At 40.9% G+C, this 25,630-nt stretch carries 22 protein-coding genes; 13 read left to right on the top strand and 9 right to left on the bottom strand.

Annotated elements, in window-relative coordinates:
- The first annotated feature begins 2 nt into the window (after nucleotides 1-2).
- The 3 genes from KHA99_RS04305 (at nucleotide 3) to KHA99_RS04295 (ending at nucleotide 2,896) form a co-directional block, all read left to right on the top strand.
- Nucleotides 3-479 (top strand): (2Fe-2S)-binding protein, encoded by a 477-nt coding sequence (locus KHA99_RS04305; protein ID WP_213116176.1) that lies wholly within the window; start codon nucleotides 3-5, stop codon nucleotides 477-479.
- Nucleotides 464-1,333 (top strand): FAD binding domain-containing protein, encoded by an 870-nt coding sequence (locus tag KHA99_RS04300; RefSeq protein WP_213116175.1) that lies wholly within the window; start codon nucleotides 464-466, stop codon nucleotides 1,331-1,333. The genes KHA99_RS04305 and KHA99_RS04300 overlap by 16 nt, the downstream gene beginning before the upstream one ends.
- A 768-nt stretch (nucleotides 1,334-2,101) precedes the next feature.
- On the top strand, nucleotides 2,102-2,896 hold the full coding sequence (locus tag KHA99_RS04295; protein ID WP_213116174.1) for an XdhC family protein: 795 nt from the start codon (nucleotides 2,102-2,104) through the stop codon (nucleotides 2,894-2,896).
- A gap of 393 nt (nucleotides 2,897-3,289) precedes the next feature.
- Here the strand turns inward: KHA99_RS04295 and katG are convergent, their stop codons facing one another.
- The 4 genes from katG to KHA99_RS04280 all read right to left on the bottom strand — a co-directional run bounded on the left by katG (nucleotide 3,290) and on the right by KHA99_RS04280 (nucleotide 8,643).
- A complete protein-coding gene (gene katG / locus KHA99_RS04290; protein ID WP_213116173.1) occupies nucleotides 3,290-5,506 on the bottom strand; it encodes a catalase/peroxidase HPI in 2,217 nt (738 codons plus the stop codon).
- Between the two features lie 570 nt (nucleotides 5,507-6,076).
- Nucleotides 6,077-6,745: a TerC family protein gene (locus KHA99_RS04285; RefSeq protein WP_213116172.1), complete on the bottom strand. Its 669-nt coding sequence runs from the start codon at nucleotides 6,743-6,745 to the stop codon at nucleotides 6,077-6,079.
- Nucleotides 6,746-6,988: 243 nt separating this feature from the next.
- Nucleotides 6,989-7,120, bottom strand: a complete 132-nt coding sequence (locus KHA99_RS31145; protein WP_261363766.1) for a hypothetical protein — start codon at nucleotides 7,118-7,120, stop codon at nucleotides 6,989-6,991.
- Between the two features lie 92 nt (nucleotides 7,121-7,212).
- A complete protein-coding gene (locus KHA99_RS04280) occupies nucleotides 7,213-8,643 on the bottom strand; it encodes a PQQ-dependent sugar dehydrogenase (protein WP_213116171.1) in 1,431 nt (476 codons plus the stop codon).
- Nucleotides 8,644-9,291: 648 nt separating this feature from the next.
- On the opposite strand from KHA99_RS04280, the gene KHA99_RS04275 reads away from it, so the two are divergent.
- The 6 genes from KHA99_RS04275 (at nucleotide 9,292) to KHA99_RS04250 (ending at nucleotide 15,138) form a co-directional block, all read left to right on the top strand.
- A complete protein-coding gene (locus KHA99_RS04275; RefSeq protein ID WP_213116170.1) occupies nucleotides 9,292-10,119 on the top strand; it encodes an electron transfer flavoprotein subunit beta/FixA family protein in 828 nt (275 codons plus the stop codon).
- Nucleotides 10,120-11,154 carry an electron transfer flavoprotein subunit alpha/FixB family protein gene (locus KHA99_RS04270; RefSeq protein ID WP_213116169.1) on the top strand — a complete coding sequence of 345 codons (1,035 nt, stop codon included), beginning with the start codon at nucleotides 10,120-10,122 and terminating at the stop codon, nucleotides 11,152-11,154.
- A 258-nt stretch (nucleotides 11,155-11,412) separates the two neighbouring features.
- Nucleotides 11,413-11,952, top strand: coding sequence for a GNAT family N-acetyltransferase (locus KHA99_RS04265; RefSeq protein WP_213116168.1), 540 nt, complete (start codon nucleotides 11,413-11,415; stop codon nucleotides 11,950-11,952).
- A gap of 160 nt (nucleotides 11,953-12,112) precedes the next feature.
- The gene (hcp, locus tag KHA99_RS04260; RefSeq protein WP_213116903.1) at nucleotides 12,113-13,411 is read left to right on the top strand and encodes a hydroxylamine reductase; all 1,299 of its coding nucleotides are present in this window, start codon (nucleotides 12,113-12,115) and stop codon (nucleotides 13,409-13,411) included.
- A gap of 229 nt (nucleotides 13,412-13,640) precedes the next feature.
- Nucleotides 13,641-14,777: a GerMN domain-containing protein gene (locus KHA99_RS04255; RefSeq protein WP_213116167.1), complete on the top strand. Its 1,137-nt coding sequence runs from the start codon at nucleotides 13,641-13,643 to the stop codon at nucleotides 14,775-14,777.
- 178 nt (nucleotides 14,778-14,955) lie between these two features.
- Nucleotides 14,956-15,138, top strand: coding sequence for a Fur-regulated basic protein FbpA (locus tag KHA99_RS04250; protein WP_213116166.1), 183 nt, complete (start codon nucleotides 14,956-14,958; stop codon nucleotides 15,136-15,138).
- A 60-nt stretch (nucleotides 15,139-15,198) separates the two neighbouring features.
- Here KHA99_RS04250 and KHA99_RS04245 read toward each other — a convergent pair whose 3' ends face one another.
- Nucleotides 15,199-15,630: a MarR family winged helix-turn-helix transcriptional regulator gene (locus tag KHA99_RS04245; RefSeq protein WP_213116165.1), complete on the bottom strand. Its 432-nt coding sequence runs from the start codon at nucleotides 15,628-15,630 to the stop codon at nucleotides 15,199-15,201.
- Nucleotides 15,631-15,771: 141 nt separating this feature from the next.
- Here KHA99_RS04245 and KHA99_RS04240 point away from each other — a divergent pair, with 141 nt between their 5' ends.
- On the top strand, nucleotides 15,772-17,283 hold the full coding sequence (locus KHA99_RS04240) for an MDR family MFS transporter (RefSeq protein ID WP_249366422.1): 1,512 nt from the start codon (nucleotides 15,772-15,774) through the stop codon (nucleotides 17,281-17,283).
- A 157-nt stretch (nucleotides 17,284-17,440) separates the two neighbouring features.
- On the opposite strand, the gene KHA99_RS04235 is transcribed toward KHA99_RS04240, so the two are convergent.
- The 4 genes from KHA99_RS04235 to KHA99_RS04215 form a co-directional block, all read right to left on the bottom strand.
- Nucleotides 17,441-17,683: a hypothetical protein gene (locus KHA99_RS04235; RefSeq protein ID WP_213116164.1), complete on the bottom strand. Its 243-nt coding sequence runs from the start codon at nucleotides 17,681-17,683 to the stop codon at nucleotides 17,441-17,443.
- 27 nt (nucleotides 17,684-17,710) lie between these two features.
- Nucleotides 17,711-18,145, bottom strand: coding sequence for a glycine/sarcosine/betaine reductase selenoprotein B family protein (locus KHA99_RS04230; protein WP_213116163.1), 435 nt, complete (start codon nucleotides 18,143-18,145; stop codon nucleotides 17,711-17,713).
- A 36-nt stretch (nucleotides 18,146-18,181) separates the two neighbouring features.
- The gene (locus KHA99_RS04225; RefSeq protein ID WP_249366421.1) at nucleotides 18,182-18,682 is read right to left on the bottom strand and encodes a redoxin domain-containing protein; all 501 of its coding nucleotides are present in this window, start codon (nucleotides 18,680-18,682) and stop codon (nucleotides 18,182-18,184) included.
- Between the two features lie 249 nt (nucleotides 18,683-18,931).
- Entirely contained in the window at nucleotides 18,932-19,429 is a 498-nt protein-coding gene (locus KHA99_RS04215; protein ID WP_213116160.1) for a CcdC family protein, read from the bottom strand.
- Between the two features lie 333 nt (nucleotides 19,430-19,762).
- On the opposite strand from KHA99_RS04215, the gene KHA99_RS04210 reads away from it, so the two are divergent.
- From KHA99_RS04210 to KHA99_RS04200, 3 genes are all read left to right on the top strand, one after another.
- A complete protein-coding gene (locus KHA99_RS04210; protein ID WP_213116159.1) occupies nucleotides 19,763-22,699 on the top strand; it encodes a fibronectin type III domain-containing protein in 2,937 nt (978 codons plus the stop codon).
- Nucleotides 22,700-22,848: 149 nt separating this feature from the next.
- Nucleotides 22,849-23,580 carry a rhamnogalacturonan acetylesterase gene (locus KHA99_RS04205; protein ID WP_249366520.1) on the top strand — a complete coding sequence of 244 codons (732 nt, stop codon included), beginning with the start codon at nucleotides 22,849-22,851 and terminating at the stop codon, nucleotides 23,578-23,580.
- Between the two features lie 639 nt (nucleotides 23,581-24,219).
- A complete protein-coding gene (locus KHA99_RS04200) occupies nucleotides 24,220-25,575 on the top strand; it encodes a glycoside hydrolase family 28 protein (RefSeq protein ID WP_213116158.1) in 1,356 nt (451 codons plus the stop codon).
- Nucleotides 25,576-25,630: the final 55 nt, after the last annotated feature.

Genomic DNA, 25,630 nt, shown 5'->3' with positions numbered 1-25,630 from the left:
GGTTGATAAAATTTACGCTTAATGGAAGATTGGTAGAAACGGACGCCCCTCCCACAGCAAGATTACTAGATTTAATAAGAGATGAGTTTACGTTAATCGGAACAAAGGAAGGCTGCGGCGAAGGAGAATGTGGAGCCTGCAGCGTGTTTGTCAATAATCATCTGCAAAACAGCTGCCTTATTCCGATTGGATCGATTGATGGGACTGATGTTATAACGATAGAGGGGATCATGGAATCGGAACAATTTAAAATTTTGGATGAGAGCTATTCCAGTGCTGGAGGAGTGCAATGCGGGTACTGCATTCCAGGGATGGTCATGGCCAGTGCCGCTTTATTATCCAAAAACCCTCATCCTTCAGAGGCTGAAATTCGGGAAGGGATTTCTGGAAATCTGTGCCGGTGTACCGGCTACAATATGATTGTGGATGCGATCAACCTAGCAGCGAAAAAAGGGGACGGCTTATGGCAGAAAAAATAACCGCATATCGCTTCGATCGTTTAGACCAAACGTTGAGCCAATTGAATAAAGAAAACTGTTCCATTATTGCTGGAGGCACCGATGTCATGGTCCTACACAAAAGTCGAAGGGGAGTCCCTCCGAAAATCCCGAACCCGGTTATTTTTATTGATCATCTATCTGAACTAAAGCGGGTATATCAAAATCAAAAGGATCTCCATATCGGTGCCTGCTGTACCTATAGTGAATTGCTGGAAGACCCGTTAATTCCGCTTCCTTTAAAGAATGCAATCAAAACGATTGCAGCACCGGCGATCCGAAACAGAGGGACATTGGGAGGAAATATTTGCAACGCTTCTCCGGCTGGTGACACACTGCCATTATTATATGTATACAACGCCAAGCTTTTGCTGCGGTCAGTTAATGGTGATCGGGTCGTAGCAATTAGCGATTTTATACAAGGGGTACGCAGGGTTGGGCGTCAACACAATGAAATTTTGGTGGAAATTATCTTGCCATCCGTATTAGAAGAAGGTTCACATGTTGTGTTTGAGAAGGTTGGCAACCGCAACGCAGATGCCATTGCTAAAGTGGGGTTTGCAGGACTTATCCGGGTCAATGATTCTCGAGTCGAGGATGTCCGCTTTGCATTCGGGGCGGTCGGCCCTACGATGGTCCGTTCCGTTGATATTGAGAAGAAGTTGCTTGGAAAACCCATACCATTAGCAGATTCAGACGTCGCTGAGGTTGTCGCAGCCTTCGATAAGATCATTAGGCCAATAGACGATCAGCGCTCCACTGCTATATATAGAAAAAAAGTAGCTTTAAATCTATTACGTTATTTTCTAAGTTCGAAGCAATATCAACCGAATTAATTTTTTCAATAGAGTATACGGAAGCGGTTAAAGGTCGAATGCGACTGGAAGGGTTCGGTCGCATAAAAGCAGTGATCTAAAGAGGCATTCGGTCGCATAGAAAGGCTCTATGCGCCCGAACCAGTAATCTAAAGAAGCATTCGGTCACATAGAAAGGCTCTATGCGCCCGAACCAGTGATCTGAAGAAGCATTTGGTCACATAGAAAGGCTCTATGCGCCCGAACCAGTGATCTAAAGAGGCATTCGGTCGAATAGAAAAGATCTATGTGCCCGAACAAGTGATTTAAAGAAGCATTCGATCGCATAGAAAGGCTCTATGCGCCCGAACCAGTGATCTAAAGAGGCATTCGGTCGCATAGAAAGGCTCTATGTGCCCGAACCAGTGATCTTGAGAAGCATTCGGTCACATAGAAAGGCTCTATACGCCCGAACCAGTGATCTAAAGAAGCATTCGGTCGCATAGAAAGGCTCTATGTGCCCGATTCAGTGATCTAAAGAAGCATTCGGTCGCATAGAAAGGGCCTATGCTCCAGAGCTAGTGATTTAAAGAAAAGTTCAGTCGTATAGAAAGGGCCTATGCGCCCGAACCAGTGATTTAAAGAAGAGTTCGACCACATAGAAAGGCCCTATGCGCCCAAGACACAGAATTTTTCCATTCCATTCGTCGTTTAGAAAAGCAAATAGGAATTCTTTTTCGGTTATACATTAATTAGGAAAAAACAATAATCTTTTAGAAAATAGCCTTTCAATAAAGGGGGGAGCTACTCATGCTATTGATGGAAAAAGTGGCCAAGTTGAACCGTCAAAACGAAACCTTTGCACTAGCTATGATCATTGAATCAAAAGGCTCAACACCCAGGCACGTCGGAAAAATGATTGTATACCGTGATGGTTCGATTGAAGGTACTGTCGGAGGGGGATTGGCCGAACACTACATTATCGAGGAGAGTGTAAAGGCTCTCGAAAAAGGTCAATCGAAAATTGTTGAATACAAATTGAACAGACATGCAAAAGATGGAATTCAAATGAGTTGCGGCGGAACGTTGCGGGTGTTTATTGAAGTTTATCAAAGCAGGCCTGAACTCATTTTGGCGGGAGCCGGACATCTGGCGCATGCGCTGTCAAAGCTCGCAGACTTCCTTGAAATTCCTTACAGCGTAGTGGATGATCGGGTTGGTTATGCAACAAAGGAACGCTTTCCCAATGCCACCAACATTTTTGTGAATGAAGATATAGGAGAAGCTTTACGAGAAGCTAACCCAAATGAAAAGTCTTATGTCGTGATTGTGACTAAAGATGGCGATGATATTGTATTAAAAACGGCACTGCAATATCCGATTGCGTATGTTGGCATGGTTGCCAGCAAGCGTAAAACCATCACCATACTTCAAAAATTAAAAAGTGAAGGGATGAGCGAAGAACTTTTGGAGCGAGTTTCTTCTCCAATCGGATTGGATATTAGCTCGGAAACAACACAAGAAATTGCCATAAGTATTATCGGGGAAATCATTAAAGTGAGTAAGGAAACGAAGCCTATTAAAGTGAAACAATTAAATAGATAAAGTGATGTATAGGAATTTTATGTGGGGTGGGTTCGATTCCAGCGCAGTACCTCAAATAAGTATTTTTTTAACAAAAGGCTCTGTAATTAATTTTTGATTTTCGTGAAGGTATGAGAATCATAGGCGGAGAATTTCCGGCTAATGTATATAGAGGAAGCTTAAGAAGCAGATATAGGCGGAGAAATTCCGATTAACTTCTCTAAATAAGACAAAATTTAAAGATTTGGATCATATAAACGGAAAATCTTCCTTTATTTTAAAGGAAATATGGGTATCTCCCAATTTAAACGGAATTTTTCCGTTTATTTTTCAAACACAGTGAAATCAACATTCTGTAATAACATCCTAAAGAAACCGCCGTCAGTGTGACGGCGGTTTCTTTACTTTATAAACTTACTTCGCTGCTAATTGACCTTTCTTAAGCTCAGCCGACTTAAGATCGTAGCGATCTGCATTCATGACCTTAACCCAGGCAGCGACAAAGTCATTCACAAACTTTGCCTTGTTATCATCTTGAGCATAAACTTCAGCAATAGCACGTAGAACGGAGTTTGAGCCAAACACTAGGTCCACTCTAGTTGCAGTACGGATTACTTCACCTGTTTTACGATCACGTCCTTCATAGGCGTTGGCTCCTACAGGCTTCCACTGCACTCCCATATCAAGCAAGTTAACAAAGAAGTCATTCGTAAGTTGGCCTACACGATTAGTGAACACACCGTGCTGTGTGCCGCCATGGTTTGTACCCAGAACACGCAAACCGCCAATCAGGGCAGTCATTTCTGGTGCAGTAAGGTTTAGTAGTTGTGCCTTGTCTACTAGAAGCTCTTCAGGACTTACAGTAAAATGTCCCTTCTGATAGTTGCGGAAACCATCAGCGATAGGCTCTAGTACCGCAAAACTTTCTACATCCGTTTGCTCTTGTGTTGCATCGCCGCGTCCCGGAGCAAAAGGAACCGTTACATCAAAGCCTGCATCTTGTGCAGCTTTTTCGATTGCGGCACTACCGCCTAATACAATCAAATCGGCCAAGCTGACTGGCTTATCTAACTCTTTTTGAATGCCTTCAAGTACTTGTAGCACTTGTGCAAGTTGTTCCGGCTGATTCACTTCCCAATCCCTCTGTGGAGCAAGACGGATACGGGCACCGTTTGCACCGCCGCGATGGTCTGAACCACGGTAGGTACTAGCAGAAGCCCAAGCAGTTGTTACGAGCTTGCTGATTGTAAGTCCTGAGTCTAAGATTTTTGCTTTAATCTCGGCCACATCAGCATCTGTTAATTCATAATTACCAGCTGGTACAGGATCTTGCCAGATAAGCTCTTCTTCTGGAACTTCCGGGCCTAGATATCTTGAAGCAGGACCCATGTCACGGTGTGTTAGTTTGAACCAAGCACGAGCAAATGCCTCTGCAAACTCTGCTGGATTCTCATGGAAACGACGAGAAATTTTTTCATAGATTGGATCATAACGCAATGCCATATCTGAAGTGAACATCACTGTCGGAACGCGCTTGGATGAATCCTCTGCATCCGGAGCAAGGTGTTCCTCGGCAGGATCTACAGCAAGCCACTGGTAGGCACCGGCAGGACTCTTTGTAAGCCACCAAGTATATCCAAACAATAAATCAAAGTAACCATTATCCCACTGTGTTGGGTTAGCAGTCCAAGAACCTTCAAGACCGCTGGTGATGGTGTCACGGCCTTTACCGCTGCCGTATGTACTTAACCAGCCTAAACCTTGCGCTTCAATAGGAGCAGCTTCCGGCTCAGGACCAACATGGGATGCATCTCCTGCACCATGTGCCTTACCAAAAGTATGTCCGCCAGCAATTAGTGCTACTGTTTCTTCGTCGTTCATTCCCATACGTGCAAAGGTTTCGCGAATGTCGTGAGCCGAAGCAAGCGGATCTGGTTTGCCATTTGGACCTTCTGGGTTAACATAGATAAGTCCCATTTGAACAGCAGCAAGTGGATTCTCAAGATCACGTTCGCCTGTGTAACGATTATCACCTAGCCATTCCTTTTCATTACCCCAATAAATATCTTCTTCTGGATGCCAAATATCTGCGCGGCCGCCTCCAAAACCAAATGTCTTGCCGCCCATTGATTCAATCGCGACATTACCTGCTAGAATCATCAAGTCGCCCCAAGAAATCTTGTTCCCATACTTCTGCTTAATTGGCCATAGCAGGCGACGTGCCTTATCAAGGTTACCGTTGTCAGGCCAGCTGTTCAGTGGAGCAAAACGCTGGTTGCCAGTGCCGCCGCCACCACGGCCGTCACCAGTACGATAAGAACCTGCGGAGTGCCAAGCCATACGGATAAAGAATGGACCATAATTTCCATAGTCAGCAGGCCACCAATCTTGACTGTCTGTCATTAGGGTCTGAAGATCCTGCTTAAGAGCAGTGTAGTCTAATTTATTAAATTCTTCTACATAATCAAATTCTTCACCCATAGGGTTAGATTTTCTGTCATGCTGATGGAGAATATTCAAGTTTAACGCGTTTGGCCACCAGTCTCGAGTAGACGTACCACTTGATTTGACACTTGTAGCACCGCCGTGAAAAGGGCATCCCTGGGTAGTTCCATTGTTTTTAGCATCCATGTTATTAATCTCTCCTTTTGTATAAGTTTAGAAGTATTATAATTATATATCTAGTTTTAAACTAGAATTATAATAATTATTATGTAGTCATTATAATAAATTATGAAACAAATTGAAAGCAAATAATAAATATAATTGAAAGAAAATTTCGAAATAAATTCAGTAAAGGAGGAAAAACATATAATAGCAACAATAAACCAATCCTAAATTTTGAAAAAGAATACTAAATATTGAAGTTTCATAGGTAATGTAAGTAAAATCTGAGTTAGGGTTGTGAAATACATGACAAAGAGGAAAAATTAAATATTTGAGAAATACTAAATTCATGATCCAGGGCACCCGGACTATTATATTAGCTGTTCTAAAAAAAGTAGAGGAGAATGAAAATAATAATTGTAAATGAGAATGTAAAAGAGCTCTTAGAAGAATCATTTCAATGATAATTACATTGAATAAAAGGGTTTTTAAGAAATTATATATTTTCCTATATTACCATTATAATGAAATGGAATGATATTAGGCAAGCAATAGCATTGAAAAAGCACCGATTTGAACGGTGCTTTTTCAAGATTATATTGTGGCTTTTGCTTCTTTTGCCATGTTGTTCTTTACAAACACTGCTACCACCAAAATGATCGCCATCGCAATTGGAACAACTAAATGAAGTGAATCCGGAATTAAGATGTGGAACTTTTCTAATCCTTTATCTTCAACCATCATTTTACCGGCAGCATAGGTTAATAATCCTGCACCGGCATAAACGATGATTGGATATCTCTCCATTAAGCTCGTTAATAATTTGCTGCCAAAAATAATGATTGGGATCGAGATGGCAATTCCAACAGCAATCGGCAGAATTCCTTCTGCAACGCTTGATAACGCAATAACATTATCAATAGACATTGCGAAATCGGCAATCGCAATCGTTTTGATTGCACCCCAAACTTTATCTGATGGTTTGATATTCGGGTCATCTTCTTCTTTTTGTGCGATTAAATTATAACTGATCCGCAACAAGATTAAACCGCCAACTAATTGCACGAATGGTAAATCTAGAAACTGAATTAAAACAGTTGCTGCAACAATCCTTAACACAATAGCCATTAATGTTCCGCCGAAAATGGCTCGATTTCTCATATGAGGTGGCACTTTGCTGGCAGCTAATGCGATAACTACCGCATTATCACCCGATAACAAAATATCGATTCCTATTAAACTTAAAATTTGTAGAATCGTCATGTCTTATGATTCCCCCGTGTTTATGTATTTTTTTGAACATCTATAATATTGATATATCATATCTTTTTTGATTTAGGTAGAAAACATTATGAACTAAATATGGAAAAGTTTTGCCAAATCTATTTTTTTTAATATATGGACAACGGTTAACCAAAAAATAACCCTGCAACAGCTGGGTTATTATTGTATAAGATGAAGTTTATCTTTCAAAAAATTAAATGTACAACCTTGTTATACAATTACTTATTTCTTTCCTTTTATTTCGTCTTTATCCGGATAGTCATATCGCTTATGGTTAGAATCACCTTCACCTTTTTCATTCGACTTTTGTCCGCCTAATTTTACATTCGGGTATATCTTTGTATTTTCATCCATTTTTTTATCACCTCCAAATCTTTATTCTGTTCAAATTCCAAACATTTATGTTTAACAAGTCTGTAAGAACTAAGATTCCGCATAACCTTGAATCACGGAACAATTTCAAAAACACTACCTTGGTTAAAATCAGTGACTTTCATAGAGCTATTAACCCCTAAATATAGTCTGGTTTGATCCAGATTCGTTCCTAAACTAACATAATAAGCTGATTGAGACTCAAAATTATAATCGGCTTCAATAACACTAAAATCATTCAGTTTACCGTCTGTTCTTACTCTGGTATAAGCTAAAACCCCTCTAACTGGCGGCCCGGATTCTTCATTTCGGGCAAGGTCGGTAAACACAACGTTTCCCGTTAATTTGGGGATTGCATTCCCCGTATAGGCTTGCACTCCTGTGAGGGCAGTTCCTCCAAACTTATCGGGGCGAGGATCTTTATGAAAATAACTAGTTAGAGGCGGAAGACGCCTTACTGAAGTTTTTACTGCTTCATCGTAATAAGCAATTGTTTTCTCTTCCAGGTCCGGATTTCCAGAGCAGTCCTTAATAATCGAAGTAGGAAAAGCACCTTCCCAGCCTCGCCAGCCAAAGTTAATACATCCGTCTTTGTCAGGTTCGGTGTTTCTTAAAGAAGCTTGAGTAAGCTGTGTAACTGGTATGGGTTTATATTGTACAAATGAAAAAATCGACTCTGCTAAATCCTGGCCGACATTTCCTACATACTTGATATACTGATTATAAAACCTTTGATATGAAATGCCTGGTATATTACGAACCCCTTTGGCCATTACTGTAAGCGTCTCCTGAATAGGTACGGGAAGTTCATCAAAACGTGTGACTACTGGTGGATTTAAGATAAATGTATCCTTAGCGACGTCAATTTCAATTATTTTGCCGGCTATTTCCATATTATCCTGGCTTAAATTAAATGGATCATAGCCTGCTCCGCCATCTCCGTTTGTTAAAACTAGTTTTCCCGTTTCAGGTGAAAAGTTTAAGCTATTGACGCCATTATGATTGAAAAATGGTCTTCTTAAGTTTAGTAATGTCCGTCGTTTTTGAGGCTGCCTATTTGATTGTACAATCCATTCTTCGACTGTATCAATATGATCATATTGAGTTTCTCTATTTATCCACTTTAGGTTTATGGTTCCGGGATCACAAGGGTTAGGGTTAAAATGTTCAGGAAGAGCACCCGGACCCTGTGTTCCGGCTATTGAATAATGAAGATAAAACAGACCGTTATAATAAAATTGGGGATGAAACGCTAACCCCACCAAGCCCCGTTCATCATAACCACCTCGAGAAACACCTGGTTCAGAAGTTCCTAGCTTTATGATTTGCGGGCGTATATCTAAAAAAGTCCGTAAACTACCGTTTCCTATGTATATGATCTCTCCTACCTGGGTGGCAATAAATAATCTTTCCATTGAGTCACCCGGAAGTATAGCTGTTTTCAAGACGGTGGGTAAATTTATCTTACTAACAATGGGCAGTAAATTAACCTTCACTTTTTTCATCTAACTATACACTCCTCTCCTGGTTTTCTTGTATAAAAATATGATTAGAACTGGTCTATTAGTACCAAATTAGGGCAGACCAAAAAAGGCGGCAGACCGCCTTTTTTTGCCCCCTGTTGAAATTTTTTTCTGGACATGAATATTCTATATTACGCTCCAAGTCAAATGTTTCGAAAGGGTGATAATGTTGGCAAAAAAATCGAACAACAACAAAAAGCAGAACAATGCAACATCTAAAAATAGCAATAATAAAAATAATAATTCCAAAAAGTCAAACCAAAAGAATAAGAATAAATGAATGATAAATGCTTTTATTTTGTAAAGAATAGAAGAAGGAGTCTTGTTTAATGGGCTCTTTTCTACAATAATTACGAAAACAGCAAATAAATATTTATAGCTTGGCAGGAGATGGATTTCTCCTGCCGTTTTTTGATTTAAGAATATTAATTGCCTTGAAATTTGCAGGACATCCTGGAATCCAAAAATCAGCGAGGATTAATAAGATATTTATCCAAAAATTCGAATGTTAGGACATCTCGGTTAATAAAGTAATGGTAACGGGCGAAAAGTTTTTTAGAACCGAGAGATTCATATAGAAGGTTAAGTAATGGCCCTGCCATTTGCTTTTACAATAAAAGGAGGGATTAAATGCTGCACATTGTAGCTTGTATCAAGCAAGTACCTGACACCAAAATTATCAAGATGAATCCAAAAACAAACACAATGGACCGACGGACAGCGCCTGCGATCTTGAATCCGTATGACGCCCATGCTGTTGAAGAGGCAGTTCGGATAAAGAATAGATATGGAGGACATGTTTCTGTTGTGACGATGGGGCCGCCTCCTGCTGTTAACGCGATTAAAACGTGCATTGAAATAGGCGCCGACGAGGGTTATTTAATTACGGACCGCCGGTTTGCCGGGGCAGATACATTGGCAACGAGCTATGCTGTGACAAAAGCGATTGAAAAGATTGCAAAAATAAAGCCAGTAGATTTAATTATCTGCGGAAAAATGTCCATCGATGGAGATACCGGGCAAGTCGGACCTGGAATCGCAAGACGGCTCGATATTCCACCGCTGACTTCGGTGAACAAGGTGGAGGAAATCAATCAAGAAGAAGGATTTGCCATTGTCCATCGCAAGTTAGAGGAAGGCTATGAAGTCGTAAAGTCGACCTTGCCGTGCTTGTTTTCTGTTGAGAAAACAATCAATGAAGTGCCATACTCTCCGCTTCCAAACATGCTAAAGGCTGCCAGATATAAACCTCATATCTGGTCGGTTGATGACCTGGAGGATGTAGATATTAAGCAGCTTGGTTTAAAGGGCTCGCCAACGATTGTCTCCAAGGTATGGGCTCCGCAGAAACCGGCAGGGGGAACGTTCTTTGAAGGCAGTCCAGCGGCACAGGTAGAGCAATTGCTCTCTGTCCTTTTTGAAAAGAAAGAACTCTTTGAAACAAAGGGGGAAGTGTAATTGGATTTCCAAGATTACAAAGGTGTTTGGGTATTCATAGAACAAAAAGATGGAGCGGTTGCTTCTGTATCCCTTGAACTATTGGGTGCCGGCAGAAAGCTGGCAGATAAACGGGGAGTAGTATTAGCAGGTATTTTAATCGGAGAAAATGTTAAGCATTTAACAAACACTGTATTTGAATACGGGGCAGATACCGTGTATGTCTATGACCAACCCATCTTTAAACATTACCGGACAGAGTCTTATATGAAGGCACTGCTGGATTGCAGCGATAAACATAAACCTGAAATTATCCTGTTCGGGGCCACGTCGACCGGAAAAGATCTGGCAAGCGCGGTAGCCACCGACCTGCCGACAGGTTTGACAGCCGATACGACGGAGCTGGATGTGGAAGAGGAAACAGGGTTATTGCTCGCCAGCAGGCCAGCTTTTGGCGGAAATATTATGGCAACCATTCTTTGTAAAAAATACCGGCCGCAAATGGCGACAGTCCGTTCCAAAGTCATGAAGGCGCTGCCTCCACAGCCAGGGAGAACAGGCAAGGTGGTTGAAGAAACAATACTATTAAAAGAAGAAGATATCCGGACAAAAGTCTTGGAGATTGTAAGGGAAACGGTAAAGAAAGTAAGAATAGACGAAGCGGATATCATTGTTGCCGGTGGAAAAGGATTAGGGAGTTACGAGGGATTCCAGTTAATCCACCATTTGGCGGAAACGCTAGGAGGTGCGGTTGGCGCCAGCCGGGATGTAGTAGAAGCGGGATGGATTGACCATGCCCATCAAGTAGGGCAAACTGGTGTGACGGTAACGCCGAAAATTTATTTTGCGATTGGAATTTCCGGTGCGATTCAACATATCGTCGGAATGAAAAATGCCGGGTTAATCATTGCCATCAATAAGGACAAAGAAGCCCCAATTTTCCAAAACTGTCATTATGGAATTGTAGGCGATGCCTTTGAAATCGTTCCTGTACTAATCGAACAGTTTAAAAAGGCTCTATCCAGAGAGAAGGTAAGCAGTACCAGCGAAGGCTGATGTATTGGTGCCGGGCCGGTACTGGCAGGAATCTGCCTTGCTATACAAATTTAGCTTTTTTATTAAGAGAATCCCATAATAAAGTGGGGTTCTTTTTCATTTACAGCCGTAAATGTTTTTGTATCACCAACGGAATTGAAATTTAATAACTGCCAAAGGCATTATATTTTTAAAGCCAATGGAAACGGAAGTAGATGGTATAATTTTTGATGTATAGCACTGACTTTGTATAGTGATAAGTAAAGGCGGGAGAAAAAATTGAATTTAAATTATGAAATCCTATCTATTGAAAGGGCTGAAGATTGCAGGGAATTATGTAATGAACTTATGGCCTTTCAAAAGTCAAAGACAAAGATTAAAGCTGAATTGTTTGACACCATGAATTTTGAAACACGAATGATTCCTTCTTTGAAAAGTGCAATTTACAATCATATTGTGGTTGCTAAAGATGCTGATAAGATAATTGGCTATGCTTACTCGAACATCTCTCCCAAAGAAGTCTATTCCAATGATTTTGCCACTTTTTTTGATATGTTTTCTGTTGCTAGAAAGAATGTAGGTTGTCTATCCCAGTTTTATATTAAAGAAGAATATAGAAAATACGGGATTGGATCAACACTTTTCGAAATGTCAATGAGTTGGCTGCATCAATTTGAGGATGTCGAGGATTATTTTATTTTTGTTTCGAATGGCAATAATGATGCGTTGGAGTTTTATAAACGAAAAGGATTTGTTTTTAGCCATGAAATTTTGGATGGTTTTATAACAGTTTTACGAAACAAAAATGAAGAAAGCTGAGTATTAGATACACGGAAACTCTCCTTGAGCAGGAGAGTTTCTTGAATTTTTTCCTATTTACAATTGACAAAAAAGTGAACTGTGATTTATATCACATAAAAAAATAGGGTTTGTTGGATATTCTAGAACTAGACCAATGGAAAGAAGGAAAGTGAAAAAAATGTCTATGTTCTGTTATCAATGTGAGCAAACACCATCAGGAGGATGTAATGTGATTGGTGTTTGCGGAAAGGATGAAACCATCGCGAGTTTACAAGACACAATTATCTTTGGATTAAAGGGGATTGCTGCTTATCGGACACATGCAAACCAACTTGGTTTCACAGACCCGTTTGTTGATGCGACAACGCATGAAGCCCTTTATATGACATTAACCAATTCAAACTTTAATGTTCAGGAACATATCTATATGGCCATGAAAGTGGGGCAATCCGCCATCCGCGTGATGGAGCTGCTTGATGAGGCCCATACTAAACGGTTGGGAATTCCGGAACCGATTCGTGTCAGTCAAAATAAAATTGAAGGAAAAAGTATCGTAGTGACGGGGCACAATCTATTTGCTTTGGAAGAATTACTAAAGCAAACAGAAGGAAAAGGGATCAATATCTACACACATTCCGAAATGCTTCCTGCCCATGGTTACCCGGCATTAAAGAAATACTCTCACTTAAAAGGGAATATTGGAAAGGCATGGTACGATCAGCGAAGGCTTTTTGAGAAATTCCCTGGTGCCATCTTAGCAACAACCAACTGTGTCATGCCAATTAAAGGAACTTATGCTGATCGGATGTTTTCCTATGAAGTCGCTGGTCTTGAGAATATTCAAAAAATCCTTAACGAAGATTTCTCGCCACTAATCGAAAGAGCTCTTGAATTACCGGAAGCAGAGATTGACTCTGAAGAAACTTTACTGACAGGATTCCACCATGAAACTGTTTTAGGATTGGCACCAGAAGTAATCGCAGCTGTAAAGTCAGGCAACATCAAACGATTTTTTGTGATTGCTGGCTGTGATGCACCCGGCCAGGGCGGCAATTATTATCGTGAACTGGCCACATCTTTACCTAAAGATACCGTTATTTTAACAACATCATGCGGCAAGTTCAGATTTAATGACGTGGATTATGGTGTAGTTCCAGGAACAGATATTCCTCGCTATATTGATTTAGGACAATGTAATAATTCCGTTTCTACTATAAAGATAGCAAAAGCATTAGCAGATGCATTCGAATGCGAAGTCAATGAACTTCCAGTTAGTATTGTATTATCATGGTTTGAACAAAAGGCAGTAGCCATTCTATTAGGGCTCTTCAGTTTAGGAATTCAGGATATTCGGATTGGGCCAAAAGCGCCTGAATTTATTTCTGAAGGTGTATTAAATGTTCTTCAAGATACGTTTAATTTGAAATTAATCGGCTCAGCAAAAGAAGATATGGAAGCAATGTTAAGTCTTTCCTAAAAAATAATATAAATATTCTATTAAACACCTAGATTGTCAAGAAAGGAATTTTTCTTGGCAATCTTTTTTATTTTCCTAACATTACGGGGGAGTTGATACCACTCATGTTTTTGCATGATTTTTGGCGGCTTTTTATTAGATAGGCTATATTTGACAGCAAAATGGAATAATTTAAAGAAAGGAGGGTTTTATAACATGTCTCTTCTAAAATGGAAAAGGGGATTTTGATATGAAAAAGATGATTGTCTTCTTTGCCGTCTTAATTTTGATTGGAAACCTTGCAGGTTGCGGTATTCAAATCGGAAACAACAACGCCGAAAACAACAACGGCAGGAACAATAGCACTGCCAACAATAATGATAAGAACAATAATAGCACTTCCGACAATAATAAGGGTGAAAAAGAACCAACGACAAATTCAGAAACCATTAATGATTATTATCCAATGAAGAAAAATATTCGATATATATATGAAGGAACGGGAAACGAATTTGCCTCTTATGAAGTTTACAATGATTATATTTCTGAAGAAAAAGTTCAACAAAGAATCGATAATGGCGGTACCGTTATGGTCAATGTATTGGAAATTAAGGATGGCAAGCTTACTAAAGTCTTCTCAAGAGGAGAAACCTACTACAGAGAAAATCTGTTAAAAGCTAACAATGATGAAAAAGAAGTCATTTTGATGACCCCATTAACAAAGGGGACCACTTGGACATTAAAGGATGGGAGAGTGAGAACAATCACGAATACGGCAGTTGATATTACAACGCCAACAGGTAATTATAAAGCAATCGAAGTTACTACAAAAAATACAAAAGATAAAACCATTGATTATTATGCTAAAAACGTTGGTTTAGTTAAATCTATTTTTGTATCTGGCGGTACTGAAATATCCTCCACGCTAACTAAAATGGAGGAAAATGTGCCTTTGGTTCAGATCATCAACTTTTTTTACCCGAATATTGATGACGGAAAGCTTTATATTAAAAGCAAGCAAATAAAGTTTTATACCAATGACATTACGAGGAAAGTTTTGGCGGAGGCATACAAGGAGCCAATAAACAATCAATTGGGAGTTGTTTTTTCGAAAAATACTGAGATTAACAGCTTATATTTAAACCAAGATGGAATCGTGTATATCGATGTGAATCAGGCCTTTAGGGATGAAATGTCTGCTGGAGCAGCATATGAAGAAATGCTACTTCAAAGCGTTGTCAATACAGTAGGGCAATATTATCAAACGGCAAAAGTATACCTCACCATTGACAATAAGCCCTATGAATCGGGCCATATCAGCATGAAAAAAGGAGAGTACTTTAAGGTGCAAACTCAGAACTCCATAGAGATGAAGGATTCTCACTAATCTACTTTAGTAAAGACCGGTACACCCGGTCTTTTTTTATTGGTGCAACGCCAGAATGGTGGTGCCCCTCCGTAAACATTTTTTAATTCATACTTTACAGATAGGAATTATCAGTTTATAATAAAATTATCAACTAACCGGTACTGTAAGCTTTTGTAAAACCAAAGGAGTGTTTCTAATGAGAAATAACGACGAAAAAAAGCGACAAAAACTTATTAATAAACTAATTTTCCTTAACGTATATAATAAAGAAGATCAACAGCTTTATGGAATGACACTAAGAAAGCTAGAATCTGAATACAGAAGATATAAATTAGTAAACCATCCTCACGGTGAGTTCGGCTCTATTCAAATAATATAGGTTTTAAATTTTTTAGACTGTACGGTGTTTCCGCACCTGCAGTCTTTTTTTCTGCCCACCTTAATCCTCTTTCAAATGCTCCACAAGCCTGCTAAGCAAATCGCTTAAAACCATTATTTCTTGGTCATTATAAATATGATAAGTCTGGGCATTAAAATCGTTTCGTAAAGAACTCAATTGCTCATAGACTCGGAGTCCTTCCTCCGTTATTTTCACACGAGTTCGTCTTTTATCCTCAGGGTCTTGATATAGTGTTACTAAATTGGATTGCTGCAACCGGTTGATCATTCCTGTCATATTTTGTTTCGTGACAAGCATTTCATCTTTAAGTTCACCGATGGAAATACTTCCCTTTTGAATGATGGTCCTTAGAATCACCCATTGCTGTATGCTGGTCAATCCAACATCGGAGACCATTTTTGCTCCATATCTGCTTAATAAATTGGATATTCTCATAAAATCTAATGTAATGTTTGTTTTTAAATTATCCATATAGACCTCCGTTATATTGACTATTTATAATTTTAGTCAAGTTGTTGACTAAAATGCAATGATAACTTACACTATTTTAGTCAACAACTTGACAAACAAGGAATTTTCTCGATTTATGCAGATTATAAGGAGACATGAAACATGCCAAAAACAACTACGAATCGTAAAATGGTTACTGTTGCGATGCTGGTTGCGATTTTGCTCGTCGCCATTGATGTTACGGTTGTCAGTACCGCAATGCCGCGGATTGTCAGTGACCTTAGCGGGTTAAGATTAATCAGCTGGGTGTTTGCCATCTATACTCTCACCACGTCTGTAACAACACCGATTTACGGAAAATTAGCTGACTTATTCGGCCGAAAGAAAGTTTTTATGACAGGGGTTATTTTGTTTGTAGCTGGCTCGATGTTGTCAGGAGCTGCTCAGACGATGCATCAATTAATTTGGTTCCGTGCTTTTCAAGGAATTGGAGCAGGTGCGGTGATGCCGTTAACCTTTACGATTATCGGTGACCTTTACCCTGGAGAGCAGCGTGCAAAAATGCAGGGAGTTTTTAGCTCAATTTGGGGAATTGCGGGACTTCTCGGTCCATTGGTAGGCGGATTCTTCGTCGACCAAATCAGCTGGCGGTGGATTTTCTACATTAATTTACCGGTTGGGTTAGTGTCCATAGTCTTAATCACCTTCTTCTTCCACGAAACAGTTGAATTGAAAAAGGAACGTAAAGTTGATTATCTTGGGGCCGTTACGTTTACAATCGGGATTTCGACTCTTTTATATGCATTGCTAAATGCGGGTCCAGGGCAAAAGTATGCATGGAATTCAGCTGCAATTTATATGCTGTTTGCTGTTGCGGTGATCTTTATTGTGCTGTTTGGCTTTATTGAAACCAAGGTGAAGGAACCGATGCTTCCGCCATCGTTATTCAAGATTCCGGTCATTCTTGTTTCAAATTTTATCGGTTTTCTGGTAAGTGCTGTACTTATAGGAGTGAATGTTTATTTGCCAATGTGGATTCAAACTATTCTTGGACATAGTGCGACAAGCTCAGGGCTTACACTGATGCCAATGTCGATTGCATGGCCTTTAGGTGCCACTTTTGCCGGACGTTATATGTACAAAATCGGCTCCAAGTTAACTGCAGTCATTGGTGCTGTTTTGATTGCCCTTGGCGGAACATGGTTACTGGCTGTGGAACTTGATTCCCCATATTGGTATTTTGTAGGGATTATGATTGTTATCGGTCTTGGTATGGGTTACGCGACAACCCCGACAACTGTACTTGTTCAAGCAGCAGTAGGCTGGCAAATGCGTGGGGCGGCAACCGCTTCTAACTCATTTACCAGGTCAATCGGACAAACGGTAGGAATTGCTGTGTTTGGAACTATTTTTAACAACTCACTCATTCAGTTTGGAAAAGAACATTCAAACGGAGCATGGAGCGGAGGCGGCAATATTAACAGTCTCTTAAGCTCAGAAGCTGTCAATAAACTTCCTGCAAACGTCATGACGTTGATTCAAGAGGCTCTCGCTCATGGTATGCACCTTGTGTTTATTCTCGTGTTCTTTATCGCAATTGCAAATTTACTGGCTACTTTCCTCCTTCCTTCACATAAGAAGGTAATGGAGCAGCAAAAGCAGGTTCAACACTAAACGAAAAAAGCCGGAACCTGACCAACCTTCGGACAAAACCGATTGAAAAAAGGGAGGTAGTGCCCGAATCCCGGTTAATCGCAATGCTTGAACCCAACAAGTTGGAGTCCGAAATACAACTTGAAAAAGGGCCGGCAGCTGCGGACCCTTCTTTGCTTCAATTATATGTTGGAAAATGAGCATCATGAATGTGCCCCGGCTCTTGTCTTTCATTTAACTCTGCCAGTGCTGCCAGTAATACTTTCATTTGTGTTACTTTATCATGAGGCTTTCCCAATGAATGGCCGAATTCGAATCCAACTGGATGGATCGCACGAGGTGGTCTCATCAAACTGGATTGTTCAACATCCAACGTAATTAATGTAGTAGGAATTCCCTGTGATTCAATGCCGCGCTGCACTGTAACTACAGTGCGATGACAGAGCGGTCAGCCGGCAGTTAAGAGTACTGCATCCGCCTTGGAACGGACAACTTCTTTTACCAGCGCGGGAATGGTTTCATTATTAATTTTATTCAATCTCATAGAATAGCCCATCATCGTTAGATGTTTTTCTGCTACTCCACCAATGTCTCCATCATCAACCATTTCCCTGAGGCGGTCGATAGGGAAAACGCAGTTAATATCCTCATTAGGAGCATCTGTATTATAATGCTCCTTTGGGGCTGCATGGGTGACCATTAAATCCTTGGAATCAACATCTCCTGGAATAATGCGGAAGGTGGCATCTCCTTCTGAGGGATTCGTGTTAAAAGGTTCCTGCTCCTTCAAATGGACGCCAGAAGTTGAAACAATCATAATGGTCATTTCATGTAGCGGTTTACTGCTAGGTGTATATGGGATGGCTTTTCTTGAGAGTTCCATACCCATCCTCCTTATTTTCTACTCTCTTATAAACATTTAAAGTTTTCGCAGAACATCAAACAACTCTTCATTATCAGGCTGCCGATCAATTGGATGGACATCAATCCACTGGACGATACCTTCTTTATCAATGATAAACAGGGCACGCTCTGAAGCCCCATATGCAGGTTCGCCTTTGTTTTTGCGAAGGACTCCATATTTTTCCGAAACTTCCCCATGCGGATAGAAATCGGAACAAAGCGGGTATGAAATTCCGCCAATTGATTTTTGCCATGCGTCATGACTGTGAACACTATCAACTGAAATACCCAAGACCTGGGTATCAAACTCCTCAAAACGAGGTAAATCATCCTCGTAAGAAGGCATTTGCGCGCCTCAAACCGGGGTCCAATCTAGAGGATAAAAACAAAGAAATACATTTTTTGTTCCGCGGAATTCACTCAAAGTAACCCTGCGGCCGCCATGTGCTTCCAAGGTGAAATCAGGTGCTTGGTCACCAACCTTTAAGGTGCTGGTTTCAGTAGCTCCTTGTGGCATGTAAATCACTCCTTTCCTGTTATGTTTCACGAACACTTTTCATTATTCCCATGTCCCATCTGCCTTATCCCAAAATTAGTTAATGGCAAAAAAATAGCAAGAAAAACTTTCTGATAGCAAAGTATCAGTTGTTTTTTACGGATTAATTCATTTTCCTATTTTTTGAAAAACTGATTAGATGAATAAAGTAAAATAAACTGGGCACGACATTCATTGATAAAATGTCCTGCCCAGATTGCTAAGATAAAGTTATGCTTTAATCGTTACGATCTCTTCGCCAAGCATTTGTGACTGTTTTACCTTTCTAAATTTAATAAAGGAAATAATTCTCCAAGGAACAACATAGCCAACAGCAACTGTAAAGAAAAGCATACTTAAACTGATTGGATCGATGCCGGAAATAAATTGTCTTAAAGCGATTCGAATTACTAGAACGGCAATCAATGCAATAAAAAAGGTTTTATTTTTTTGTGCATAAATCTTTCCGTCCTGACGAATTTCATAGTTGGTTGTAAAAATAAGCGGAACTGCAAGCAATACTCCGATTAAAGCTGCAACGCCAACTTCCCAAACTTTTAAGTGCAATTGAAATTGTAAAAGTGCGGAAAACCCTGGAAGTAAAAAGAGCATCGGGAGCAATATTTTGATCCCCGACCCTTGAACCGGACGAACCATCGCCCTCGTACGTCTCCAAAATACCAATCCAAAAATCACAAAAAATATTCCATACATTGCTAATCCGTTCATCTTTCATTCTCCTTTTCTGTGAGCTTATTTTCAATTTAATTTTGTTTTTCTTATTTACAACTTGATTATAAGGTCACCGGAAATTCAAATATAGTCACCTTCGTCAATAGTGATATATGACTTTAGTCATTATTTTTGAAATTTAGAAGGCATTGGGCAAAGAGGACACTGAAAAAAACACAAATTCATAAAGAAATTTTAGAAAAATCTAAAAATATTTGATTATCTTAGAAAGCGGTTTCAATTATAATGGTTAGCATGTTAAAAGGAAAAAGGGGGGAAGGAGGGAGAAAAAGTTGTTTCACAAAAATCATATGAAAGGTGGAAACATAGTTGAAGAGATTTAAAGTAGGTATCTCTACCATTCTAGGATCGTTACTAGTATTCAGCCAGCTAGGTGCAGCAGCACATGCCGGAAAACCATCTTCCGGAAGTGCACCTGCATCGCCTGTAAACCTACAAGTCCCAAACCTTGCTAATGACGAGGACAGTATCACCCTTGTGTGGGAAAAACCAGAGGATTACAGCTCTATCGTAGATTTCAACGTTTATATGGATGGCAAGAAAATTGGCAGCGCCCAAAAAGATAATGGCGGCCCTGCAAAAGCCTATATCGATAATTTCTATAAGAATATCGATAAGGACGGTTTCCACGTAGATATTCTGATTCATAATTTCACCGTTGAAAATCTTAAACCAAACAAATCGCATGAATTTTATGTGACATCCGTCAATGCGGAGGGTGACGAATCTGCTCCTTCCAACAAAATTACGGGAAAAACTACTCCTGTACCGGAGGTTTTTAATATTGTTGATTTCGGGGCGACGCCGAATGACGAAACAAAGGATACTAAAGCGATCCAGGCTGCAATTGATGCAGCAACACCTGGAGCGAAAGTATTAATTCCGGACGGGAAATTTATCTCCGGAGAAATTTGGCTAAAATCTGATGTGACACTACAGGTTGATGGGTATTTGCTTGGTTCACCCGACGCTGAAGACTACAGCCGAAATTTCTGGCTTTACGACTACTCAACGGATGAACGATCTTATTCCTTAATTAATGCTCATACGTATGATTACGGAAGCCTAAAGAATATCCGGATTGTCGGCAAAGGAACGATTGATGGGAACGGGTGGAAGCAGGACCCTAGTTCTCCAACAATCGACGAAGCAGGAAATGAGCTTCCCCTTTTAATGGCAGGGAGCAACACTAAAGTTACAGGGAATGTTTCAGTAAAAAATGGAAAAATGAGCCCGTTAAATCATGATGAAGCATTTGGGATTTTGGCAGCAAACCAAACGTATGCAGCTCAAGTAGACGGAATGAATGCAAAATCTGCCTATTCTACTCGTTCCAACCTGATTACTGTACGTGGTGTCGACGGCATGTACTACGAGGGATTCACCCAGCTCAACCCGTCCTTCCATGGAATTGTGAATCTTCACAGTAAAAATATCGTGGTAAATGGGACAACGGCTAAAACATACGATGCCAATAATGCCGACGGCTTTGAGTTTGGTGATTCGCAACACATCATGGTTTTCAACAACTTTGTAGATACCGGAGATGACGCAATAAACTTTGCAGCAGGCATGGGACAGGCAGCCGCAGGAGAAGAGCCAACTGGAGAGGCTTGGATTTTTAACAATTATATCCGTGAAGGTCATGGCGGAGTGGTAACTGGAAGCCATACTGGAGGCTGGTTCCAGGACTTTTTAGTAGAAGATAATATCATGTATAAAACAGATGTCGGCTTGCGCGCCAAGACAAACACGCCAATGGGGGGCGGAGCAAGAGAAATCCTGTTCAGAGATAATGCTTTAGAAGGCATTGACGGGGATGGTCCGTTTGTTTTTACTTCCTCCTATGATGATCCGAATGCAGCTATTCTGTACGAGCCGGCCCAGCAAATTTCTCAATTTAAGGATATTAAGGTCGAGAATACGACAGTGCGTAATCAAGGCGGCAGTAAGAAACAGGCAATCCTTGTCCAAGGTAATAATGATGTAGGGGAAGTCTATCACGAAAATATTACCTTTGAAAATGTTAAATTTGACAATGTTTATTCCGTTAAAATGGATTACGCAAAAGATTTTACTTTTAAAAATGTATCTTTTACAAACGTCAAGGATAATGGCGGCAACCCATGGAGAATTACAAATTCAACGGGACTTGTCTTTGAAAATACTACAGGGGCACCAGAAGATGCTGCTCAAAGACCAGAATGGTCTAATAGCAAAGCTGTAGAAGCAGTATCGTCAGAGGATGGGAAGAGCGTTACTCTGAATTGGGACGGAGCCTCCGACAATACTAGGGTCACAGGCTACACCATCTTTAAAGATGGAAAGAAAATCGGCACAAATTACACCACCACCAAAGACTCAAGCTACACTGTGTCCGGTTTAACGCCAGCTAAGGAGTATACCTTTAAAGTAGAAGCTGCCGATGCAATAGGAAATCGTACTTCTGATGGTCCAGAAATTGCCGTGAAGACTAATGGAACAGCAGATGTGACAGCGCCGGTGGTTCCTGAGAACACTCAGATCAAAGAGCAGCAAACCACTATTTCAGCTAGCGAAACCTTTAGTGGCAAAGCAGCAGAAGTGGTTTACCCAGGATTCACCTGGGCATCACTAGATTGGGAATCTGCGAGTGATGATACCGGCATCGCCGGCTATAATGTTTATGCAAATGGGGAACTGCATGGGTTTGCGGAATCCAGCAATTATACCTTAACCAATCTTCAGCCAGGTACAAAATATTTGGTGGAGGTAGAGGCTGTCGACCTTGCAGGTAATAAATCAAAATACGGATCCTCTTTGGAAGTTGAAACCGCTGTTCCGTACGCAATTGGTGCTCCATCATTTGCCGGTGGGTTAAAAGCCGAGATTGGAACGGATGGTACCAGCGTTTCACTTTCCTGGAACAAGGCTACTGCAAAGAATCAAGATGTGATCGGGTACCGCGTTTATGTAAACGGGCAGCCAATTAAGTCAGAAGGAGCTGTATTTACACCAATTAATGCGGAATTGACAACAGCTGAAACCCATTATACCGTTACGGGCCTAAAACAAGGCAAAAAGTATACATTTAAGGTGGAAGCTGTTGGAAAAGGAATCAAGTATTCAAAAAGGGAAAGACTCTCTGATGTGATTCCTAACGGCCTTGAAAAAGTTTTTGGATATCGCTGGAGCGGGTTTGGACCAAGTGCATCGGCTCATTTAGTGCCTGGTAAAGCTATTAGTGAGCAGGCGAAACAAAAATAATATGCTCGCAGAGAAAAGAACAGGGTGTAATTTTTCTAAATTATGCCCTGTTTCTACCAAACTTGAATTCGTGGAGGGGTTTTATGAGAAAAAAACTAAAAGAAAGGATGTTATTGGTAATCTTGTTTTTATTAGTAGGTAGTACTTTTATGGAAAATTACCCATCTAAAGCTGCTAGTGATGGTAACATCCACAAGAACCGGATCACTGTTTATCTCGCGGGCGATTCAACAGTTTCTAACTATGCCGATTCGTTAGCGCCAAGGGCTGGCTGGGGACAGGTGTTTAATCGATTTTTCGATGATAAAATTGTCGTCAAAAATGAGGCCTCCTCAGGGAGAAGCTCAAAAAGCTTTATCGATGAAGGGAGACTCGATTCCATCTTAAATCAAATTGAAAAGGGGGATTACCTTTTCATTCAATTTGGACATAACGACGAGAAGATGGAGGATCCGACTCGTTATACAGAACCGTATACCACTTATAAAAGCTACTTAAAGCAGTACATTGATGGTGCTAGGGCAAAAGGAGCTAAACCCGTCCTTGTGACTCCAGTAGAGCGCCGTAGTTTTACGGCAGACGGGATGGCCCGTGATTCCCATGGTGAATACCCTGCTGCGATGAAGGAGCTTGGTCAGGAAGAAAATGTACCTGTTATTGACCTTACTGCTAAAAGCAAGGCGTTATTCCAGGAGCTTGGGCCAGAAGGGACTAAGGATATTTTTCTATTGCTAGATCCAGGCGAAAATGTGAACTATCCAAATGGTGTGCAGGATAATACACATTTTCAAGAGGCTGGTGCAGAACAGATAGCCGAGCTTGTCCTTGAGGGCATCAAGGAATCTCATTTAGTGCCTCTGCGTAATCACATTTTAAAATAGGTACTTTTTGATAATTTACTGATATGTACAACCGAACGCCTGGGGGGATTTTTCAAACGGTAACTAATAAAGGGTATGGATGCCCAAACTCAAGGAAAAGCCGCCGGAGGGTAACCAATAAGGGGTATGGGTGCCCGGCCTAAGGAAAAAACAGCCGGCAAGGTAACCAATAAAGGGGATGGGTGCCTGAACCCAAGGAAAACCCGTTGGCTAGGTAACCAATAAAGGGAATGAGTGCCCAAACCCAAGGAAATCCCGCCGGTAGGGTAACCAATAAAGAGTATGGATGCCCGAACCCAAAGAAAACCCGCCGTTAAGGTAACCAATAAAGGGTATGGATGCCCGAACCCAAGGGAAACCCGCCGGTAGGGTAACCAATAAAGGGTATGAATGCCTGAAGCCAAGGAAAACTCGTCGGCAAGGTAACCAATAAAGGGAATGGATGCCCGAACCCAAGGAAAAGCCGCCGGCAAGGTAACCAATAAAGGGAATGGATGCCCGAACTCAAGGAAAAGCCGCCGGCAAGGTAACTAATAAAGGGTATGGGTGCCCGAATCCAATGTTTATGAGAACATCTTTAAATAAAATGCACCAGGATAGATACGATACGACTGCAACTTATGTAAAGGAAGGAAAAAAATGTTTACCATTGGGACATCAAGTATTTATGATATCAAACAATATGGCGCGATCAGCGATGGAAAAACGATTAATACCACAGCAATTTCATTGGCAATTGAAGCATGTGCAAAAGCGGGCGGCGGGACTGTTTATGTGCCCGCTGGACGATTCTTGACGGGAGTAGTCATTTTAAGAAGCAATGTTCATCTATATTTAGAGGCAGGCTCCATTTTAGTGTTCAGCCCTGATGAAACAGATTACCCAGTCGTCGATTCCCGCTGGGAAGGTGTATCGAGGCAAGTCTACACCTCTTGTATTTATGCTGAAAATAGTGAAAATATTTCGGTAACCGGTCGTGGCACGTTGGATGGCAGCGGACATTTTTGGTGGAGCCTGTTTCGGAAAAAGGAAAATCAATTCCCAAGGCCGAAACTGATTGGCTTCGACCATTGTAAAAATGTCCTGATTTCTGGAGTGAAACTGATGAACTCTCCAAGCTGGACCGTTCATCCACTTTGCTGTGAAGATGTCACCATCCACAATATTCGGATTCAAAATCCAAGCGACTCTCCTAATACGGATGGGATTAATCCGGAATCCTGCCGAAACGTCCGTATTTCTGATTGCCATATTGACGTTGGCGATGATTGTATTGCCATAAAGGCAGGTACAGAGGAAACAGCGGAGCGGGTACCTTGTGAGAATATTACCATTACCAATTGTACGATGATTCATGGCCATGGCGGTATCGTATTTGGCAGTGAGATGAGTGGAGATATCCGGAATGTCACAGTAAGCAATTGTATATTTGAGGGAACAGACCGCGGGATCCGTCTGAAGTCAAGAAGGGGCCGGGGCGGAGTGATTGAGGATGTTCGAATCAACAATATTGTCATGAAGGGGGTAATCTGTCCTTTCATTGCCAATCTATATTACTTCTGGGGTCCACGCGGCGAGGAGAAATATGTATGGGATAAAAATCCTTACCCGATTACAAAGGAAACACCGGTGTTTAGAAGAATTCATTTTTCCAATATTACAGCCCGTGACGTAAGTGCCGCAGCTGGTTTCCTTTATGGTCTCGCTGAAATGTATCTAGAAGATATTACGTTTGATAATGTTTCTGTTTCAATGGCTGAAGAAGCTGAACCAGGAATGCCAGCGATGATGGCGGAACTCGAGCCAATGAAACAAAGGGGTTTTTATTGCTGCAATGTTTCGAATATTCGGTTCCACAGGGTAACAGTCAGCAATCATGAAGGACCAGCTTTCTATGTGGAAAACGGTAAGGATGTAGAAATAACCGGATGCAAATCCAAAAATGCTCTTACAAGCGACCCGCTTTTTGTATTTAAGGATGTTGCCAATGTTTAGACAATTATCTTTTCATGCCTAGCCAAATGGGTAGGCAAGACACATCTTCTTTAGG

Origin of the sequence: Neobacillus rhizophilus (assembly GCF_018343535.1) — a bacterium.
In the GTDB taxonomy this organism is placed as follows: Bacteria; Bacillota; Bacilli; order Bacillales; family Cytobacillaceae; genus Neobacillus; species Neobacillus rhizophilus.
The sequence above is the reverse complement of the archived record's forward strand: the minus strand, read 5'-3'. Positions and strand labels throughout refer to the sequence as shown.

Excerpts from the sequence above, each read along its gene's own strand:
- KHA99_RS04280 (WP_213116171.1), bottom strand. The coding sequence starts at position 8,643 with ATGAAAAAAGTGAAGGTTAATTTACTGCCCATTGTTAGTAAGATAAAT.
- KHA99_RS04205 (WP_249366520.1), top strand. The coding sequence starts at position 22,849 with ATGGAAAATTACCCATCTAAAGCTGCTAGTGATGGTAACATCCACAAG.
- KHA99_RS04255 (WP_213116167.1), top strand. The coding sequence starts at position 13,641 with ATGAAAAAGATGATTGTCTTCTTTGCCGTCTTAATTTTGATTGGAAAC.
- KHA99_RS04300 (WP_213116175.1), top strand. The coding sequence starts at position 464 with ATGGCAGAAAAAATAACCGCATATCGCTTCGATCGTTTAGACCAAACG.
- KHA99_RS04200 (WP_213116158.1), top strand. The coding sequence starts at position 24,220 with ATGTTTACCATTGGGACATCAAGTATTTATGATATCAAACAATATGGC.
- katG (WP_213116173.1), bottom strand. The coding sequence starts at position 5,506 with ATGGATGCTAAAAACAATGGAACTACCCAGGGATGCCCTTTTCACGGC.
- KHA99_RS31145 (WP_261363766.1), bottom strand. The coding sequence starts at position 7,120 with ATGGATGAAAATACAAAGATATACCCGAATGTAAAATTAGGCGGACAA.
- KHA99_RS04245 (WP_213116165.1), bottom strand. The coding sequence starts at position 15,630 with ATGGATAATTTAAAAACAAACATTACATTAGATTTTATGAGAATATCC.
- KHA99_RS04295 (WP_213116174.1), top strand. The coding sequence starts at position 2,102 with ATGCTATTGATGGAAAAAGTGGCCAAGTTGAACCGTCAAAACGAAACC.
- KHA99_RS04240 (WP_249366422.1), top strand. The coding sequence starts at position 15,772 with ATGCCAAAAACAACTACGAATCGTAAAATGGTTACTGTTGCGATGCTG.
- KHA99_RS04285 (WP_213116172.1), bottom strand. The coding sequence starts at position 6,745 with ATGACGATTCTACAAATTTTAAGTTTAATAGGAATCGATATTTTGTTA.
- KHA99_RS04215 (WP_213116160.1), bottom strand. The coding sequence starts at position 19,429 with ATGAACGGATTAGCAATGTATGGAATATTTTTTGTGATTTTTGGATTG.
- KHA99_RS04230 (WP_213116163.1), bottom strand. The coding sequence starts at position 18,145 with ATGGAACTCTCAAGAAAAGCCATCCCATATACACCTAGCAGTAAACCG.
- KHA99_RS04250 (WP_213116166.1), top strand. The coding sequence starts at position 14,956 with ATGAGAAATAACGACGAAAAAAAGCGACAAAAACTTATTAATAAACTA.
- KHA99_RS04275 (WP_213116170.1), top strand. The coding sequence starts at position 9,292 with ATGCTGCACATTGTAGCTTGTATCAAGCAAGTACCTGACACCAAAATT.
- hcp (WP_213116903.1), top strand. The coding sequence starts at position 12,113 with ATGTCTATGTTCTGTTATCAATGTGAGCAAACACCATCAGGAGGATGT.